Origin of the sequence: Hymenobacter sp. BT18 (assembly GCF_012273015.1) — a bacterium.
In the GTDB taxonomy this organism is placed as follows: Bacteria; Bacteroidota; Bacteroidia; order Cytophagales; family Hymenobacteraceae; genus Hymenobacter; species Hymenobacter lutimineralis.
Genome location: NZ_CP050954.1, coordinates 2,007,628 through 2,026,335, shown reverse-complemented (window position 1 = coordinate 2,026,335; position 18,708 = coordinate 2,007,628). Strand labels below are relative to the sequence as shown.

The following is an 18,708-nucleotide window of genomic DNA, read 5'->3' as shown; positions in this document are numbered from 1 at the left end:
CGGTTACTGGGAGAGGCTATACCGCAGCTGCAGGCCGCCTTCCGTGGCCGCGTTGCGGTAGCCGGAAGTGCCCCGCGGTTCCGAAATCACGCGGGTAAAGTAGAACTGCAGGTTGAGCCGCTGGTTGAGGACATAGTCGATGGTAGGGCGTAGCTGCACCTGCCGGCTGCCATTTACAATCTGCCCGCGCGGGGTGCCCAGCTCGGTCGTGCTGGCATCCACAATAGTGCGCTGCGCCGTGGTGTTGTCGCGGATGGATAAGTCGAGGCGGGCCGTCAGCTCGTTGCGTAGGATGCGCTGCTCCCCACCGATGCGGAATGGCAGCTTCAACTGGCTGGTCACGTAGCCAAAGCCAAAGATTACTTCCTCGGTGTGTACTTCGGTCACCTGGGCATTGGTGGTGTTCAGGGAAACCTGACGCTCCGTCCGGTACTCCACGTTGCCGGTCAGGTTGTTCAGCGTTTGCACGTTCAGGCGAATCAGCGGCGACATCCGCTCGATGATACTTACCTGCCCCAGCACGTAGTACGGAACAAACAGCCCGTCCTGCACCACCGTCGGAAAATCCTCGGGCTTGCTCAGGTACTGCGCCGAGGTGGAGTAGCTGCTCACATTGTACACCGAGGAGTAGGCGTGCGACAGGGTGACGGAGCGGAAGTAGCGCTGAACCAGGGGCAGCTCGCTCAAACCGTTGTAGTCGACGCGCCAGTTGGGAACCGGTAGTACCGAGAAGGGGTCGAACTTCTTGGCTTTGTAGCCGCTGGAAGACCGGCCGCGGTAAGCATCCAAGAAGGCTGGAATCAGCACGTCCTGGGAGTTGTAGCTGTACTTAGGGTCGTTGGCATCGGTAGCGGCTACCAGCTTGTCGCGCACAAAGCCGCGGTTCGTCACAAACTGGCTGAAGGCCTTGGAATCCGTGCCGTCCCGGCTTAGGTCGCCAAACAGAGTGCCTACCGAAATAAAGGAAGCGGAGAAAGAACCCGTTTCCAGGGGCAGGCGGGGTGCCAACTCGTTCAGTGGAAGCTGGGTAGTTTCGTCAATAGCCCGCCGGTAAAACGACTCGTTGTTGCGGACTGTCTGCTGGCGGGCATCCAGCTGAATGTTAAAGTCGCGGAACGGTTCCAGGCTGGTGCGCAGGTTCAGGTCCGTGGTAGCAAGGTTGCTGAGCGGGGTATTGAGGTACTGGCTTTCCGGGGTGTACCAGCCGCGCGAGTTTGCCCGGTTGTACAGCTCTTCCAGCTCGTACTGGCGGCCAAGGATAAAGGGCAGGCCCGGGGCATTGAAGTCACCATCCAGGCCGAGGAACTTGGTGCGGGGCAGGTAGCCCGGCAGCAGCGTGCCGGCACTGCGGGTGTAAGTAAAGTTGAGGCTACGGGCCGTCATCAAGGAGCGCAGCACGGCCTTCACCAAGCGCAGCTCCGACTTCTTGGTGGTATCAGCAGCGGCCGCCGCTGGCGTAGCGGGGGTACGCCCGCGCGGGGCGTTGGGGTCGGCTGGGGCGGGGCGCTTGGGCGCGGGGGCGTTGTTGATGATGTTGAGGAAGCGCACTTTGTTGTAGAGCTTCACCAGATCAATCTTGCCGTTGGCGCTGAACTCGCTGTTGTTTTGAATGGTGTTGCCCAGTCTCAGCGTTTTCAGGCTGTCGATGGGGTCTACCAGCGCCGTAGAGGCGGCCTGCCAGGAGTAGGTAGCTGCGTAGCGCGTGTCGGCCGTGAGCCAGTCGGTCAGCGGAAACTTATCCAGCGGCAACCGATACGTAAGGGCTACAACCTGGTTGAAGTTGGTGGTGCGTCCGCCGCGCTTCAGGTTCTCCCGAATCAGGGCACGGTTTTGCTCGGCCTCGGGCGTATTGCCCAGCGTAGCCCCCGGACCTTCATCGATGACCCCGCGGTTGTTGGCGGTGTAGTCAAATGCCAGGCTCTTGGTGAGGTCCCACTTCAGGTCGTAGATGCGGTTGAAGAAGAAGCTCTTCTGGAAAACGCCCGGAATGCCAGCCGGAGACGGAACTTCGCCGGGCTGGGTGATGCGCTGCAGGAACCGCTCGTTGTAGCGACGGTCCAAGTCGGCCCGAAAGGCAAACCGGCTGGGCAGGGGCGTGAAGTTGAGTTCCTTGAAAAACTTCAGGTAAGGCGAGTCCAGGGCCTTCACATTGGCCAGCGGCGTATAGTTCTTGGGCGTCGTCTGGTAGGTGTAGGCCAGCGCGCCGGTGTAGGTGCGGGTGAAATCCTTATCGGTGCGAATATCGGTGTGCAGCTGCTCGGTGAGGGCGTAGCTCAGCGCAAAGTTCTCGATGTCGTAGGGGCGCACCTTCTTTTCGGGATTGGTGCGCTCCTTGCGCAGGTTCAGCACGCTGAAGCTGCGGCTGCTGGTCTGGTCGATAACCTCTTTTCGGTACTCTTCCCGCTTGCCCGCATCCTCAAATTTCTGCAAGGACTGGCTAAGCTTCACATCCGGGTCGAGCGGGTCGTACTGGGGCGAGCGGGACTCATGCCCAGCCTGCACCAGCACCGGAATACGCAGCCCCAGCTTCTCCGGGAGCAGCTTGTCCACCGCCACTGTAGCGTTCAGGTCGCCGCGGGTAATGTCATCCAGGGAGCGTTGCTGCACCCGGTCCTGCAGGCCGCCAAAACCTATGGAGGTATAGCTGCCCGTAGCCGTAATGTTTGCCAGGTCGGCCAGCTGGGTATTGAACCGGGCCGTGGCCGCCCAGCCCGCCGTGCGGTCGAAGTCGAACACGCGCAGCTCGTTGGCCCAGATGCATACCGACTGATCATTCCCGTTGTCGGTGGGGTTGAAAACGCCAATCATCACGCCCTGCACGGCCGAGAAATCAGGGTTGCCCAGCACCGTGATGGTGCGCCCGTCGGCCAGGGTTTTGGTGTAGGGCGTCTGGAGAGAAATACCCAGGCGGTTGCGCTCCACCTTGGCATCGACGAAGTCCTGAAAAGCCACATCGATTACGTTCTGGGGGTTCCAGATCTGGGCTTCGGTGGTGCTGCCCTGGGGCGTAATCTTCAGCGGCAGCGAGTACTCGTAGTAGTTCTGGGTGTAGTCGGTGCCGATGCGCAGGAAGGCGCGCACCTGGTCGTCGCGGGTGCCGGTTTCACTTTCCGCGTGCAGGAACATACGCAGGCGCTTGTAGCGCAGCATATTGGTGCTGATGTTCTTGTAGGAAGCCTTGCCGTAGCCTTCCCGCAGGCCTTCCACGCACAGGCGCAAGCTCTGCTCATTCTGCTCGCGGTTTACCGTGCTGGAGCCGTACTCCTGGTCGCGGCGGATGCCGGGGGGCAGCACGTAGGGAATGGCGTCGCCGCCGCCGGCGCCGGAGCGGCCGTTTTCCTCAATGCTCACCGTCGAGATTGTGAACAGGTCCGCATCCGTATCGGTATTCACGTTTGGTTTGCCTGGCTCAGCCACGGTGCCCAGATAGCGGCGCCACTGGTTAGCCACAAACTGCATCTGCACAAAGCGCAACACGGTGGGCTGCTGCCACTGCGTGAGATAAAGGCGCATGAAGCGGATACTCTTAAAGCCGAACGGCTCGTTTTTGCCATCGGCGCTCCGCACGGCCGAGGGCTGACGGATGGGAATCCGGAACTGGTACCAAGTGACTATATCCCCGTTGATGCGGTTGCTGACCTTATCGATAATGTAGTTCTGGCCTACTTCCAGCTCCCCCGGGCGCAGCGGCACCCGGTACTCGTAGTAGCGCTCCGTGTCCTGAATGATGTTGTCGCGGTTCAGATCTTCCTTGTCGGGTAGGGGCGTGGAGCTTTGCTGGCTGTTCTCGGCGGAGTTGCCCTGCAGCCCGTTGTACTCCTTGTACCGCCCCAGAATCTTGACGTCGCGGCCGCCGGAGGAATAGTAGTCACTCAGGTGGTGGCGGAAGTTGTCGGCGGAGGGGTCATCCACGTTGGCCAGCACCCCCGTCGAGAACTTGGCTTTTTCTTCGGCATCGTTCAGGCCGTCCAGGCCCACATCCTGCCGGTCGCGGCCACCGGGGGCAGTCGAGAAGGCATCGGTGAGAAACTGCAGGCGGCTGGCCCGGCCATACTGGGTTTCGTCCGTGTCGCGATTCGGCTCCGCGGGGTTGTCGGAGAGGCCGTTTTCAAACTCGTAGCGGCCATCCTTGAGGGCGTCCTCCGAAATAGTGCCCAGGTTCAGGTACAGCTCGCCGCCCGTGATATTTTCGGTGGGTGTGTTCTGAGAGTCGTTGATCTGGCCATTCTTTCCCTTCAGGAACGGGTCCATCAGCCAGAACTCCAGGTACTCAATGTTGGCGTTGTCGAAGTCAGTATCGAAGGTGATTTCCCGGCTAATGCCTGCGTAGTTGCTTGCAGCACCGGGCAGCGTGCGACCATCGGCACCCACCTGTGGGTTATAGTTGTAGGGGCCGCGCTCCGCCGGGAAATACGCCAGGTCCAGGGGGTATTCGTAGCCATTGCCCACAGTGCCTACGTCGCGGTTGGGGAAGATTTCCTTGCGCTGCACCCCCCGGGTGTAGTGGTTCAGCAGGTCGTCGGCGGTGATGTTGCTGGGGCGGCTGGGGCCGCTGTTGTAGTAGCTCTGGTCTACGCTGTACCAAGCCAGCTTGGCGCGGCGGTAGTTGGCGGCCAGGTCCGTGGTAGAGCTGCCGCTCAGCAGCGGGGTAGGCGTAGCCGCCAGCCGCCAGGCCGTGAGGGAGCTTACACCGCCCGTGAGCGTGTAGGGCGTGCGGGCGGCCTCGAAGTCATCAATGTAGGAAACCCCGTTTTCCCCGCGGCCCAACTGAGTTTTGCCGGGAACCAGCTGGGCAAATTCGCCGCTGAATGATACCGTGGAAGGGGCCTTCGTGGAAATGAGGGGCAGCATGTCCAGGTACCGCGTCAGGGCCCGCGACTCGCGGCGCAGGTTCACATCGAGGCCGTAGATGGTGTTGTTGCCGGGCTCGTCGCCGATGTTCACGCGGTTGATGCCCGGGGCCTGGTTTTCCAGCAGGTGTAGCACCGTCGCCCCAAAGTTGATGTCGTCGTTGAGGCGGTAGTCGAAGCGGGCTCCCAGCAAGCTGCGGGGCTGCACCTGCACTAGGGCGTCCTTCTCAAACGTCACGCGCAGCTCGTTGGCGGCGTTCAGGTAAGCCGGGTTCAGGACTTTTACCTTGGCTTGATCATAAAAAACCTGGTAATCAGTGCCTTCCGTGAGCAGGGTGCTGCCGGCGTATACCCGCACCGAGCCCTCGGCCACCCGGATGCCGGGTAGGTTGATTTCGTCGGAGGAAGTAGCCTGGTAGCGGCCGCGCAGGAAGAACTTATCCTTTTCCTGGCGCTGCTGGGCATCACTCTGCACCTGCTCATAAAGCTCTTGGTACACGTACCGGTCTACCAGGTCGCGTTCCGCTACCGTGTCAAACTTCGATTTCAGGTAGCGGCCAAACGGCTCCACCTGCGGGAAGATGATGCGGCCTTGTTCCGGGTCGATGGTAATGCCGGTCAGGAAGTCGAAGTTGCCATCCGAGGGCCGGTCGTTGTTGGCGTTGGCGTTGTCGAGGTTAAATACCTGCACCAATGGAATATTGGCGGTTTGCGCCCCATCCTTGAGAGAAAGCAGGTCCACGCCGGTAGCGTCGTCTTTGTAGATGATGTCCAGTCGGAACTGGTCACGGTTGAGCTGGGTGGCGTTCAGGGAGTAGATGTTTTTCATCATCAAGTCCCAGGTGGGATACTGCAACGCCGGGTTGGTGCTTTTCAACATCTTCAGGAACACCACCTGATTTTCCTCTACGCTGGCCCCATACGACTCCGACGTCTCGCCCACTTTGTAGGGCTTGCCGTTGTAGGTGTACTCGTACGATACGCCCAGCACCTGCTCGGGCAGCAGCTGGGTGTTGAGCGAGATGTAACCTAGCTGCTCGTTGAAGGTGTACTCGCGGGGGTCGAGCTTCCGGGCCCGCACGTGCTCAAAGTCGATGTTCTTGGTAAGGCCGAGGCCCGCCAGCGAAGCATCTACGCCCAGGTTGTCGCGGTTGCCTTTCACCAGATCGTACTCCCGGTTGGCGGTATTGTCGGTAGGGGTGCGGGCGTTGCCGCCTTTGTCGAACAGGTCGCGTTGGTAGATGACTTCCGGCTCGCCCAGGTCCATGAGCGTTACCACGTTGCGCAGGTTCTCGGTGGTGCGGTTGTCGTTGGTCACGTACACCTCTAGGCGCCGGATCTGAATACCCGACTGCAGGGTGGGCAAGTTGCGCAGGGACGCGTCGTACCGGTCGCGGAAAAACTGGGAAAGAAAGAAGTGCCGGTCCCGCTCGTACTGGCTGGCCTTGATTTCAAACGTGCGGCTCTGCCCGCCGTTGGACACGCGCACCTCGTCGGCCTGCCCGCGCAGAGTGGAGGCCACAGCCGTTACGGATAGCTTGCCAAACTGCAGCTGGGTTTTGGCCCCAAACAGGTTCTGCCCGCCCTGGATGAGGGAGTTGTTGAGGGGCAGGCTTACGTTCCCCAACTCTACCTTGCGGATAATATCGGTGTCGAAGCCCGTGAAATCGAGCTTCATGTTGTTTTCGAAGTCGAAAGCCGCCTTCGTATCGTAGTTGAGCGTCACCCGCATTTTCTCCCCGATCTGGCCGGTGAGGTTTAGGTTCATGTTCTGCTCAAAGTTGAAGTCCCCGGTTTTCTGCTGGCGCAGGGTAAGCGTAGGGTTGCGGTTGCGGTTGAACTTGGCCCCGGCCCGCACCGTCACCGAGCCATTGGGTCGGATATCGACGTAGTTACCCCCAAAAATGCGGTTGGCGGCGGGTCCCAGGTAAATCTTCGGAATCAGGCGCTGCGCAACGGCGGGTGCGCCGGCTTCCCCGGCTACACCGCCCGCCGCGCGGGTGCGGAAGTAGTTGCGGATGGTTTGCTGCTGCTGCCAGCGCGAGTACTCCTCAAACGACATACGCGTGGGGCCCCGGAAGTCAATGTCCGTTCCCACGCGCTCCGACACATCCACGCCCTGCAGGCTGTCGTCCACGCTTACGTTCAGGTTCACGTTCGGGGGCAGTTCCAGGAGCAGGGGGGATTCCCGGCGCTGGGGGCTCAGCCGGTTGCCGATACGGTCTTCCGGATCTACGCGGGGCCGGCGGCTGGGTCGGTAGCGGGTGGTATCGGTGGGCGTAGTGCGGGGCGTATCGGGTAACCACGCAAGCCGGCCGGCCGTATTACGCCAGGTAGCCCAGCTTAGCCGGAAGGCCGCGCTGGCGCCGCCGGTGGCACCCGCCTGCGACCACCACGCCAACAACGACGCCAGAACTAGGGATACGGTGGTAAAGGTCTTCTTGCCGGTATTCAAGCAGGGTAAACATCAAGCCGCAAGCCACGAGCCGCAAGCTGTTAGGTAGGAGGAATGGAAGGCGTAAGCGGATTTCTCCCCGGCTGCTCTGAAGTAGCTGGTAGCAGGCGGCTTACTTAATGGGACTTAAGAGCAAATTTAATTAATTCTTCCACGCTCAGGTCGTTGCCGTGACGGTTCTGAATCTGGTCGAGGGTCTTCTCGGCGGCGGCGCGCGCAAAGCCCAGGGTCACCAAAGCAGCTAACGCCTCGGAGCGGTTTGTATTGTGTGCTTTGGCCAGGGGCACGGTATCGATGCCGGCTTTGGCCAGCAGCTCATCTTTGCGCAGCTTGTCCTTAAGCTCCAGCACCACGCGCTGGGCCGTTTTAGGCCCTACGCCCTTGATGCTCTGGATAGCCCGCACATCTTCCTGCACAATGGCCTGGCGGATTTCGCCCACCGACATCGACGATACCATGACAATGCCCGTACCCGGCCCGATACCCGACACGGATATCAGCTGCATAAACAGGGCCTTTTCATTCGGGTCCAGAAAGCCGTAGAGCGTTTGCCCGTCCTCTTTGATATGCTGATAGGTATAGAGCTTGGCCAGTTCTCCTTCGGCGGGCAGCTTGGAGTAGGTAGCCAGCGAAATGCGCACTTCGTACCCAATGCCGCTCACGTCGAGGATGGCTTGGGCGTGGTCTTTATAAGCGAGTTTTCCGTTGATATAAGCAATCATGCGTGAGGAAGGAGAAAAGGTTTTCTGTAGCTAGATAACACCAGGTATGAGATTCTCTCCCAAATCTACCGGCTTTTTTCAGCAATAGCAGGGTTAGCCTTCTGTATCATTCCAGTGAAATGGATAATGGATTTAGTCGTATTCTCCACAAAGAAACTACGTGTCGTAGACCAACGGGAAACCTGTTTTCCGTTAGCGGGAAGTAATAGCTTAGCACGCAGGAAATGTAGCGCTACGCACGCTTTCTGTTGGCACTGGTAGTGGTAAATGATTATTTGTCAGCTAGTTAAACAAGTGCCCTTTGTATGTAATTTTTACTATATCGGTTTCGCAAACAGTGTAGGGGGTATAGAGACGCGACACTTCGCGTCTCCACGGTGCTGGATTTTGGTCAGGCGGCGCGAACGTAAAGACGCGAAGAGCCGCTTCTCTCCACGGCGTCTGAATCGGCCATATGAAAACGTTTTTTCCGCTCAGTCTTCGGCCGACTGAACGAAGCGGCACGCTGGCGTTTGAAGCAGAATACTTGGAGCAGCGCCTCGAAGCCGGCGAATGACAAAAAAATTGCTGACAATGAGACGGATACACGTACGGAGGCACGCGAGTTAAGACGGAAGCCAACGTTACGTTCCAGTAGACCAAGAAAGCACAAGTACTCTGAACAGCAAGGTACTCTCCGATTTTCGGACGAGCTTGTACTTTCTTTGTTTTCAATCCTACCGCAAGCACACACTATGTATAAAGGACTCCTTCTCTTTGTCGTACTAGCTATACTATTAAGTTGGCCAGTCGTTGCACAAGTGCGCCTGCTCGGCAAAGTGACGGATGCGGTAACCGGGCAGGGGTTGCCGTTCGTTAGTGTGCGGGTACCTGATACCGCTCTCGGAACGACGAGCAATGCGGATGGCGAATTTGAGTTGATATTGCCAGCAAAAGGCAAGCAACTCATCTTCTCGGAGCTTGGGTACGTGCCCGACAGCGTGCTCGTGGGTGAAGAAAAATCCTTGTTGGTGAAGCTGAAGCCTTCTCCGATGCTGTTGCCCGAAGTGCAGGTGCCCAATTACGTGGAGAACTTGCTGACTCGGGCCTATCGGGTGCTGCTTCGCAACAACCATGTCCACAGCTATGGGCAGGCGTTTTATCGGCAGGTTACGCGCCTGCAAAAGGAAGCCACGGAAGTGCAGGAGCAGTTGTGGAATACCGAAACCTGCAATACCGGGGTTAAGGGTACGGCCTTGATGCAAGGCCGGTACGCCAAGAAAAAATCACTGGTGACCTTTGAGAATTTTTCGGTAAACACCAGGGGCAATATTGACTTTATGCCGGATGCTGACAGCACGAAGGCCCGGTCTTTTCTTAGTCCCAACGCCGGACAATACTATACGCTCAAACTGCTGGGCATTGAGCAGCAGGGGGCGCAGCAACTGGCCGAAATTGGGTTTGTAAGTAAGTCCAGCCAGATGGCGGGCAGCGCAGTCATTGACGTTGTGACCGGGCAACTATTGCGACTTAAAGTAGCCATGAAGGGGTTTTCCTTCACATCCAGCAATCCAGATTTTGAGCTTCGCAACGGTGTTATGAACTTCGAATGCGCTTTTCTGCCTGGAGAACGAGTGCCCATCCTGAATTACATCAATACCACTTATACCGCTGACGCAAAGCGCAAGTTGAAGCCTACGCTGGCTGTGCACGTATCGGCCTTTGCTTTCTTCTACGGAGGACAACCTACCCCATTACCTGGGGTTACATACGAAAAGCCTAATTTGAACCAGGCGGACTTAGCCGCCGTGAAAATGGCGCCCTATGACCCGGTGTTTTGGCAAAATAATAGCGTGGTGAAACGGACGCCTCTGGAAGAGGAGGTAATCAAGTCATTTGAGCGGGAAAAAGTTTTTGGCAATATGCTTTCTCCGCAATAAGGCCCGCACGGGCCTTATTGCGGAGAAAGCATATTACAGTCCTTTGCCACCCGCTTTTTGCGCGTCTACTACGGCAATGGCGGCCATGTTCACAATCTCGCGCACGGAGGCTCCCAGCTGCAGAATGTGCACCGGCTTGCGCATGCCCATCAGCACCGGCCCGATTACCTCAGCCCCCCCGATTTCCTGGATAACCTTGTAGGCAATGTTGCCGCTAATCACGTTCGGGAAGATGAGCGTGTTGGCTCCGCCTTTGTCGGCCAGCTCCGAGAAGGGATATTGCTCCTGCAACAGCTCGGGGTTCAGGGCCGTGTTGGCCTGCATTTCCCCGTCCAGAATGAGCTCAGGATAGCGCTGCTTGGCCAGCTCCGTGGCACGGCGGGCTTTGTCGGGCAGCTCGCCGGGGTTGGAGCCGAAGTTGGAGTAGCTGATAACTGCTACCCGCGGCTCGGTGTCAAAAAAGCGCACGGCATTGGCCGTCAGGCCAATGATATCCACCATTTCTTCCGCCGTGGGGTCGATGTTCACTGTGGTGTCGGCGAAGAAGTAAGGGCCCTTTTTATGCTGAATGATGTACATGGACGCTACCCGCTTGACGCCTTCGGCCACCCCAATAGCCTGGAGGGAGGGAATGATGCTTTTGCCGTAGTCTTTGCTCAGGCCGGTAATAAAGGCATCGGCCTCCCCGTTTTCCAGCATCATAGAGCCGTAGTAGTTTCGCTCCCGCAGCAGGCGGCGGCCTTCGTAGCGCGTCATGCCCCGGCGCTGGCGCTTCTCATATAGCAGCTCGGCATACTGCTCCCGCTTGGCTTCTTCGTGCAGGATGTCGATAATTTCGCAGCCTTCCAGGTCGAGGTTGTTTTCGGCGGCGAGGCGGGCAATCTTGTTGCGGTTACCCAGCAGGATGGGCTGGGCAATGCCTTCGTCCTGCAGAATCTGGGCGGCTTTCAGGATCTTGTAGGTGTCGCCTTCGGCGAATACCACGCGTTTGGGGTTGCTCTTTGCCGCGTTGGTGATGCGGTTCATCAGCTTCTGGTTCACGCCCAGGCGGCTCCGCAGCTCATCCTCGTAGGCGGGCCAGTCGGTGATGTGCACGCGTGCCACTCCGCTTTCCATGGCTGCTTTGGCCACCGCCGGGCTGATGGCGGTAATCAGGCGTGGGTCGAGGGGCTTGGGAATCAGGTAGGTTCGGCCAAAGCTCAGGGTGTTGTCGCCGTAGGCCCGGTTTACCATATCCGGCACGGGCTCCTTGGCTAGGTCAGACAGGGCGCGCACGGCGGCCAGCTTCATGGCTTCGTTGATGCCGGTAGCGCGTACATCCAGGGCCCCACGGAAGATGTAGGGAAAGCCCAGTACGTTGTTTACCTGGTTGGGATGGTCGGAGCGGCCGGTGGCCATGATGATGTCCGGGCGCGTAGCCATGGCCACCTCATAGGCAATTTCCGGATCGGGGTTGGCCAGAGCAAACACGATAGGGTTGGGAGCCATTTTCAGCAGCAGCTCGGCGGGCAGCACGTTGGCCGCCGAAAGCCCCAGAAATACGTCGGCCCCGTCCAGGGCTTCGGCCAGGGTGGTAATGGGGCGGGAAGTGGCAAACTGCAGCTGCAGGGAGGCCAGGTCCGTGCGGCCGGGGTGAATGATGCCGTCCTTGTCGAAGACTACAATGTTTTCCAGGCGTAGCCCCAGCTCCAGGTACAGGCGCAGGCAGCTGATGGCCGCGGCGCCGGCCCCGCTCACCACGACTTTAACTTCCTCGATTTTCTTGCCGACTACTTCCAGCGCATTCAGCAAGGCCGCCGACGAGATAATGGCGGTGCCGTGCTGGTCGTCGTGCATCAGCGGAATGTTCACTTTATCCCGCAGCTCCGTCTCGATGCGGAAGCACTCCGGGGCCTTGATGTCTTCCAGGTTGATGCCCCCAAACGTCGGCTCCAGCGCCTTCACGATGCGGATGAACTCGTCGGGGTCAGTAGCGTCTATTTCAATATCGAAGCAGTCGATGCCCGCAAACTTCTTGAATAGTACGCCTTTACCTTCCATTACCGGCTTGCTGGCCTCAGGACCGATGTTGCCCAGCCCGAGCACGGCCGTACCGTTGCTGATAACGGCCACCAGGTTGCCCTTGGCGGTGTATTTGTACACGGCATCTTTGTCGGCCGCAATTTCCTTGCAGGGCTCCGCTACGCCGGGTGAGTACGCCAGCGCCAGGTCCAACTGGGTGCTGACGGGCTTGGTGGGAATTACCTCAATTTTGCCGGCCGGACTCTGGGAATGATAATCAAGGGCCTCTTGCTTGTTGATTTTGAGCATGGGTGTGCAGTACTAGGTGGTACCCGCGGGGCGGGGTAAGAAGCAAGTTGGGGCGAAAACCGCCGGAATCAAAGTTTGCGCGGCATGCAGCGGACACAACAGCGCCCCGAACCGCAGGCGGCCGGGGCGCTTGTCCTAAGCAGCTCCGTTGGAGCTATTGAATTGGAAGGTTGGAAAATGTGCCCCACAACGTCAGGTTGCACCGCTCCTTGTCTGTGGGGTCCCAGGAAGCATCGGTGGGGTCCGTAATATTTTCCATGCGCATCTCATAGCTGCCGCTCAGCAGGTGGCGCTTGGCATCGTAGGCTGTTACAGTCAGCTGTCCGCCCATATGCGAGTTGTTACTGTCGTAAATGCTGCCGGATATGCTTCCGGGCTTATTCTCGCGGTAGTATACATATCGGACATCAGCAGCACCACTTTCCGTATTCGGCATTGATTTCAGCGTATACGTGCCGATAATAGCGGCCGTAAGCTGGCTGCGTTCTATCGTGAAGTTTACCGCGTCCCGGCCTTCTTTGGCATCAAAGTGAACATACAGCAACTCATCGTTCAGGATGGCCTGGTGCTGAACGTCCCCCGAGGGGTAGCTGATGGCTGCAATGACGTTTGGGGACGGATAATAAATGCTGCTGCCCATGGTAAACGTAGCTGCCGGGGCTGGAGCCTCTGGTTGTGGGTCATTCTCTTTGGAGTCACAAGCCGCCACCCCCAAGAGGAGAGTAGCGGCCAGGACGAAGCGTGCTGTTGTTTTCATAGCTAGTAGAAAAGAGTGTGGCAGGGCTTTTTGCAACCTTCGTGCCCGTTTCCAGGAAAAGTTCCTCGGATGGGCTATCTTTTTCGTGCACACAAATTTTCTAAAAGAAAATGGGAGCCTTGCTTGTGCAAGACTCCCATAAACATGTGGTTCACAGCAAAATTATCCCTGCACAATCAGCTTCTGGCCCGGTTTTACTTCATCCGAAGTCAGGTTGTTGAGTTTACGGAGTTTATCCACCGTCACGCCCTGGTAGCGCCGCGAGATATTGTAGAGCGTGTCGCCGGGCTGTACCAGGTGCACGCGGGGCGTGGGTAAAGCAGAGTGGGTAGAGCGTTTCGCAGGCGTCTGCACTGCCTGAGCCACTTCTGGGCGTGGCTCTGCTCCTGCGGGCATATCAGCGGGAGCCCGCAAGGTTAGCTTCTGCCCCGGCACAACCTGTTTAGATTCGAGCTTATTCCAGGCGGTAAGCTGGCCGACCGATACATTTTGCTCACGGGCAATTTTGGTGAGGTAGTCCCCCTTGCGTACTACGTACTCCGTAGGCAGGCTGTCGTCGGAGGAGGAGGCAACCGGCTGCAGATTTGCCACAACTTCAGGTTGCTTTTCGACGGGTTCAACTGGGCGTGGCTGACGGGTGGTTTTGGTCGTCGGCTTTTTCGCGGCAATGGGGGGCGCAGATTGAGAAACAACGGGTGATGCGTCTTCTGCTACAGATGGTAAAGGCGTTTTCGCTTCCTCAGGAGCCGTTTCCTTGGCTGCCTTTGTAGCTGTAGCTACCGCGGGTAGTTGAGCAGGTACGCTAGGCCGAGCAGCTGCCGCAACTGTGGACGCTGATTCGGCATCTACAGGCACGTACACAAAAATCTGCTGGCGGGGCGTTAGGTTCTGGCCGCGCCGCAGCTTGTTCCAGCGCCGAATCTGGCTGGGGTCAACCTCATAGCGAGCCGCTAGGCTGGCCACCGTTTCACCCCGGCGCACGGTGTGCCGGGCCCGGCGGTAGCGGGGCTTCTCAGGCGCTGGGGGCGCTGCCGCAGCCACAGCAGCCTGGGTGGAGTCGGGAGGCGGGAGCAAGGGGCTAACTGGCGTCAGCGGAGCCGGGGGCGGCACCGTTACCTTGCAGAAATCAAGCAAGGCGGTCCGGTCTTGCACGGCCAGCTCGGTGCGCACGCACACCGGCACCTGTAGTGGATAGTTCTGAAAAGAAGCCGGCAGATAGTGTTTGCGCAACTCGGGATTATGGGCCAGAATAGCCGTCGAATCGAGGCCCACCGATTTCGCCAGCTTGTACAAATCCAGGGAGCGGCCCGAAATCAGCAACGTGTCCGTCGGCTCCGGGTAGCGGTAGTTCAGGGCTGCATCGTGCAGGTTGTGCTCCTTGGCGTAGTTGAGCGTGTAGAGAATGGCCGTAAACGTGGGCACATAGTCGCGCGTCTCCTTGGGCAGGTATTTGTAGATAGCCCAGAAGTTACGCTGTCCCCCCGCCCGTCGGATGGCCTTGTTCACGTTGCCCGAGCCGTAGTTGTAGGCGGCCAACGCCAGCTCCCAGTCGCCGAAGTAGCGGTGCAAATCCCGGAGGAACTTGCAGGCCGCCTCCGTCGATTTCTCCGGGTTCATCCGCTCGTCAATGAACTCATCCCGGCGCAGGCGCAGGTCCCCGGCGGTGGGGCCCATGAATTGCCATAAGCCCACGGCGCCCACCCGGGAGCGGGCCTGGGGCAGCAGCGCCGATTCTACCACGGCCAGGTACTTCAGGTCCTGGGGTAGATGGTACTTGGCCAGATACTTCTCGAACAGCGGGAAATATAAGTTCTGCCGCTCCAGCACCCGCTGGGTGTACTGGCGGTTACGCACCGTGAAGTAGTTCACGAAAGCCATAACCGTGTTGTTGAACACCAACGGCATCTCCGACTCGTAGCAGCCAATCCGGTCGGCTACCAGGTCCCGCATTTCGGGCGGAGTCTGGCGCCACACCAGCTTGGCTGAGTCGGGCGAAAAGGCGGGCTCGGCCACCAGCGAATCGGCGCGGAGCAGCTGTTGCTGGGCTTGTAGTGTATCGTCGGCACTTACCTGTCCGGGCTGTAGCACGGGCTCCGTTTGGGCCAGGGCCGGGCGGGCCGCAGCGGCCAGCAACAGAAGAAGGGCAGAGGTGCGCAACGATTTTTTCATCAGGACACGGTTGGGCTAACGGTTTCCGTGACAGCCTTGGCAAAGGCCAGCAGTTGCTCCTCGCGGAAGGCTCCGCTCAGAATCTGCAACCCAATCGGCAAGCCGGCGCTGTCTTCTCCATTCGGCACCGACACGGCCGGGACGCCCGCCAACGATGCCTGAACTGTAAAGATATCAGCAAGATACATAGCCAGCGTATCTTTATTTACATCGCCAATGTGAAAAGCGGTGGTAGGCGTGGTGGGCAGTACAAGGAAGTCGTACTGGCGCAACAGCTCATCGGTAGTGTCTTTGATAAGCCGACGTACGCGCTGAGCCTTGGTGTAGTAGGCATCGTAGTAGCTGGCACTCAACACAAAGGTGCCCAGCAGGATGCGACGCTGCACTTCCGGGCCGAAGCCCTGAGCGCGGGTCTTCTTGTAGAGCGACTCCAGATCCGTGGCATCGGGGGCGCGGTAGCCATACTTCACCCCATCGAAACGGCTCAGGTTGGAGCTGGCTTCGGCGGTGGTGAGGATGTAGTATGTAGGCACGATGTAGTCGAGGTAGGGGAAGTCGACGGCTTCCACTACGTGACCCTGCGAGCGGAACTGCTCCAGGACATTTTCCGTGGCAGCTTTAATCTCGGGATTCAACCCGGGCCGCTCCAGGCAGTCTTTGATATAGCCAATGCGGTAGTGCGGGGCGGGCTCCAGTTGCTGGCTGTAGGCGGGCACTTCCCGCTGGCTGGCGGTGCTGTCGAAATTGTCGGGGCCGGCCATTACTTCTAAAAGCAGCGCGGCATCGTTCACGGAGCGCGTGAGCGTACCAATCTGGTCGAAGGAAGAGGCGTAAGCCACGAGGCCGTAGCGGGAAATGCGCGAGTAAGTCGGTTTAAACCCAACAATTCCGCAGAAAGCCGCGGGCTGGCGTACCGATCCGCCCGTGTCTGAGCCAATGGAAGCTAAGCACATATCGGCCTGCACGGCTACGGCCGAGCCACCGGACGAGCCGCCCGGTACGCGGTCTGGGTCAATTTCATTGCGGGCCGGGCCAAAGTACGACGTCTCGTTGGAGGCGCCCATGGCAAACTCGTCGCAGTTCTGGCGGCCGATGAGGATGGCGTCTTCGTCGAGCAGGCGCTGCACCGCGGAGGCGGTAAACAACGACTTGAAGCCATCCAGAATATGGCTGCTGCTCTGCAAGGCGTGGTCTTTGTAAGCCAGCACGTCTTTCAGGCCAATCACCATACCGGCCAGCTTGCCCGCCGTTCCGGCGGCCAGCTTGGCGTCTACGGCTTCGGCCTGGGCGCGGGCCTCTTCGGGCCACACTTCCAGGAAAGCATTCAGCTGCGGATTTTTCTGGTTGATGTTATCCAGATAATACTCCACGAGCTGACGGCAGGTCGTAGTGCCTGCCGTCAGCTCGTGGCGAACTTCCGTGAGGGAGTTGAAGCGTCTCAAGACGAAAAGGGTTTAGTTCACTTGGTCGAGGCGGGGGCGCTCAGCGGTGGGCGATACGGGCGGGGTAATACCCCCATCCATGGGTGGCGCGAGCGGGGTTTCGGCTACAGGCACTACCGGGGCCGAGGGGGCTTCAGTAGCGGCCGTGGCCGGGTACTGTGGCTGTTGAAACTGGGGTTGCTGGAACTGCTGCTGGTAAGGCTGCTGCTGGGGCTGGCCGGCGTTTTCAAACTCGCTCCGGATTTCCCGGGAAGCGTCTTTAAACTCGCGGATGCCTTTGCCCAAGCCACGCGCCAGCTCCGGAATCTTGTTAGCGCCGAAGAAAATCAGGATGACCACCATGATGAGCATAATCTCACCACCGCCGAGGTCACCCAGGAAGAGAAACAAAGGAGTATGCATGGCAGAAAAGCTTAGTACCGGGGTTGGTTAGGATCATTGGGGTTAGCTGGCCGGTCGCGAAACTCCGGCTTCTCCTCTTTGGAGGCATCCTTGAACTCCCGAATACCCTGGCCCATCCCACGAAACAGTTCTGGAATACGCTTAGCCCCGAACAACAGAATAATGGCCAGCACAATCAGCAGGATTTCGGTGCCGCCGAGGCCGCCAATACCCAAAAACAACGAAGCAAACAGCATAAGAAAAGCCCAGGTGGGCGGGTTTGAAGTGGAAAGTCCCTTATACGCACAGCGGCGCTGCTTGGGATTGGTAAAGGTACCCGATAATTTTTTATTTCGGGGTCTCCCAACGCAGAACATGGGGTGCGGCGTGTGTGCTGAATCCAAAACCGCCCGGCGTTCCGTACGTACTTAACGGAGTTCAGTATTCGGGCGCTGGTTTGCTTGACTTACGTGCAGGTTAGCCGCCCCGGGAACTGAAACGCGCTTACCGTAATTACAGTAGTTCAGGCATACGTGTTTAGTGGGCTTACATTTTCCATCTTATCCCCCGTTCTATGGGAGTCAGGCCAGCTTCTTCCGCTACCGCGCTATCAGAAACTACCCTTATGCGCGTCGTCTCGGATGAGCAGCGCCGCCTGGATGCATTGGAGAACCAGCCCGCGTCAGAGGCGGCCCCAGAAGCTTCCCTGCAGGGCCTGACCCGGCTGGCAGCTCTCATTTGTGGCACTCCCTTGGCGCTGGTTTCGCTGCTGCCCACCGAGTATCAGTGGTTTAAGAATGGTTCGGATTCTGTATACTCCGCAGCAACGCCCCAGTCTAACCTTTTTTGCCAGCAGGCTTTGCAGGACCCCACAACTATCCTGGAAGTACCCGATGCTTCCCAGGACCCGCGGTTTAAGGACACTGACCTGCTCTTAGGCCATGCCAACGTCCGGTTTTGCGCTGGTGCCCCCTTAGTGAGCCCGGCCGGGCAGGCCTTGGGCACCCTGTGCACCATGCACACGGAACCGCACACGCTTACCCGGGAGCAACGGGAAGCGTTGAAGCTGCTGGCCCAGGAGGTAACGACGCACTTGGAACTGCGGAAAACCAATCTACGCCTGGAGCAGGAGAAGCAACGGCTGGATGGACTACTGCAGTTGGCCAACGACGCCCCACAGGCCTTGCTCACTGCCGGTCGCGACGAGGTATTTGTAAAGCACGAGCAGCGCCTCTTACGAATCAAGCTGGCGGATATCTGCTATCTGGAGGCCCTCGGCGACTACGTAAATATCTATACCTAGGCCGAGCGGCTCACGGTGTACACCACCATGAAAGACATGGAAGCCAAGCTGCCTGCAAAGGACTTTACGCGGATTCAGCGGAAGTATATTATTCGCTTGGCTTGCCTGCAGGCTATAGAGGGCGACGCCGTATTGGTAGATGGCCCAAAAGGCGCTGTGTACATTCCAATCGGAAATTCGTACAAGACGGGTTTGCTGGGTAGGCTAAATATTATTTGATTTGTCCCAAACCTTTCGGGGATAGTTACCGTTAAAAACAGTCATTCATCGAGGATTAATCAATATTTGGCGAATAGTTGGCTTCCGAAACGCCGGAATTTTCCTATCTTTCGCCTGTTATCGGGGGCTCCCTTTATTGCTTGCTGCCGCCAGCATGAAGGATAGACTGATAGCTAAGTTT

At 58.5% G+C, this 18,708-nt stretch carries 11 protein-coding genes; 3 read left to right on the top strand and 8 right to left on the bottom strand.

All coding sequences use genetic code 11. The features are described 5' to 3' along the window. Positions 1-3 precede the first annotated feature (3 nt). Together sprA and ruvA are read right to left on the bottom strand one after the other, a co-directional pair. Positions 4-7,305, bottom strand: a complete 7,302-nt coding sequence (gene sprA, locus HER32_RS08495) for a cell surface protein SprA (RefSeq protein ID WP_232066448.1) — start codon at positions 7,303-7,305, stop codon at positions 4-6. Positions 7,306-7,421: 116 nt separating this feature from the next. Continuing rightward, on the bottom strand, positions 7,422-8,027 hold the full coding sequence (gene ruvA, locus HER32_RS08490) for a Holliday junction branch migration protein RuvA (RefSeq protein WP_149069548.1): 606 nt from the start codon (positions 8,025-8,027) through the stop codon (positions 7,422-7,424). A 734-nt stretch (positions 8,028-8,761) separates the two neighbouring features. Here ruvA and HER32_RS08485 point away from each other — a divergent pair. Further along, positions 8,762-9,946 (top strand): carboxypeptidase-like regulatory domain-containing protein, encoded by a 1,185-nt coding sequence (locus tag HER32_RS08485; protein WP_168681556.1) that lies wholly within the window; start codon positions 8,762-8,764, stop codon positions 9,944-9,946. Between the two features lie 33 nt (positions 9,947-9,979). Here HER32_RS08485 and HER32_RS08480 read toward each other — a convergent pair whose 3' ends face one another. From HER32_RS08480 to HER32_RS08455, 6 genes are all read right to left on the bottom strand, one after another. After that, on the bottom strand, positions 9,980-12,256 hold the full coding sequence (locus HER32_RS08480) for an NADP-dependent malic enzyme (RefSeq protein WP_168681555.1): 2,277 nt from the start codon (positions 12,254-12,256) through the stop codon (positions 9,980-9,982). A 154-nt stretch (positions 12,257-12,410) separates the two neighbouring features. After that, positions 12,411-13,013, bottom strand: coding sequence for a hypothetical protein (locus HER32_RS08475; protein ID WP_149069545.1), 603 nt, complete (start codon positions 13,011-13,013; stop codon positions 12,411-12,413). Between the two features lie 162 nt (positions 13,014-13,175). Continuing rightward, on the bottom strand, positions 13,176-15,182 hold the full coding sequence (locus HER32_RS08470) for a LysM peptidoglycan-binding domain-containing protein (protein ID WP_168681554.1): 2,007 nt from the start codon (positions 15,180-15,182) through the stop codon (positions 13,176-13,178). Then, positions 15,182-16,624: an Asp-tRNA(Asn)/Glu-tRNA(Gln) amidotransferase subunit GatA gene (gene gatA, locus HER32_RS08465; RefSeq protein ID WP_168681553.1), complete on the bottom strand. Its 1,443-nt coding sequence runs from the start codon at positions 16,622-16,624 to the stop codon at positions 15,182-15,184. Before gatA ends, HER32_RS08470 begins: the two co-directional genes overlap by 1 nt. Before the next feature lie 12 nt (positions 16,625-16,636). After that, entirely contained in the window at positions 16,637-17,026 is a 390-nt protein-coding gene (locus HER32_RS20360) for a twin-arginine translocase TatA/TatE family subunit (RefSeq protein WP_168681552.1), read from the bottom strand. 11 nt (positions 17,027-17,037) lie between these two features. Next, a complete protein-coding gene (locus HER32_RS08455; RefSeq protein WP_187631984.1) occupies positions 17,038-17,262 on the bottom strand; it encodes a twin-arginine translocase TatA/TatE family subunit in 225 nt (74 codons plus the stop codon). A 368-nt stretch (positions 17,263-17,630) separates the two neighbouring features. On the opposite strand from HER32_RS08455, the gene HER32_RS08450 reads away from it, so the two are divergent. Next, on the top strand, positions 17,631-18,308 hold the full coding sequence (locus HER32_RS08450) for a GAF domain-containing protein (RefSeq protein ID WP_168681551.1): 678 nt from the start codon (positions 17,631-17,633) through the stop codon (positions 18,306-18,308). 15 nt (positions 18,309-18,323) lie between these two features. After that, on the top strand, positions 18,324-18,527 hold the full coding sequence (locus HER32_RS20405) for a LytTR family transcriptional regulator DNA-binding domain-containing protein (RefSeq protein ID WP_410503893.1): 204 nt from the start codon (positions 18,324-18,326) through the stop codon (positions 18,525-18,527). Positions 18,528-18,708 lie beyond the last annotated feature (181 nt).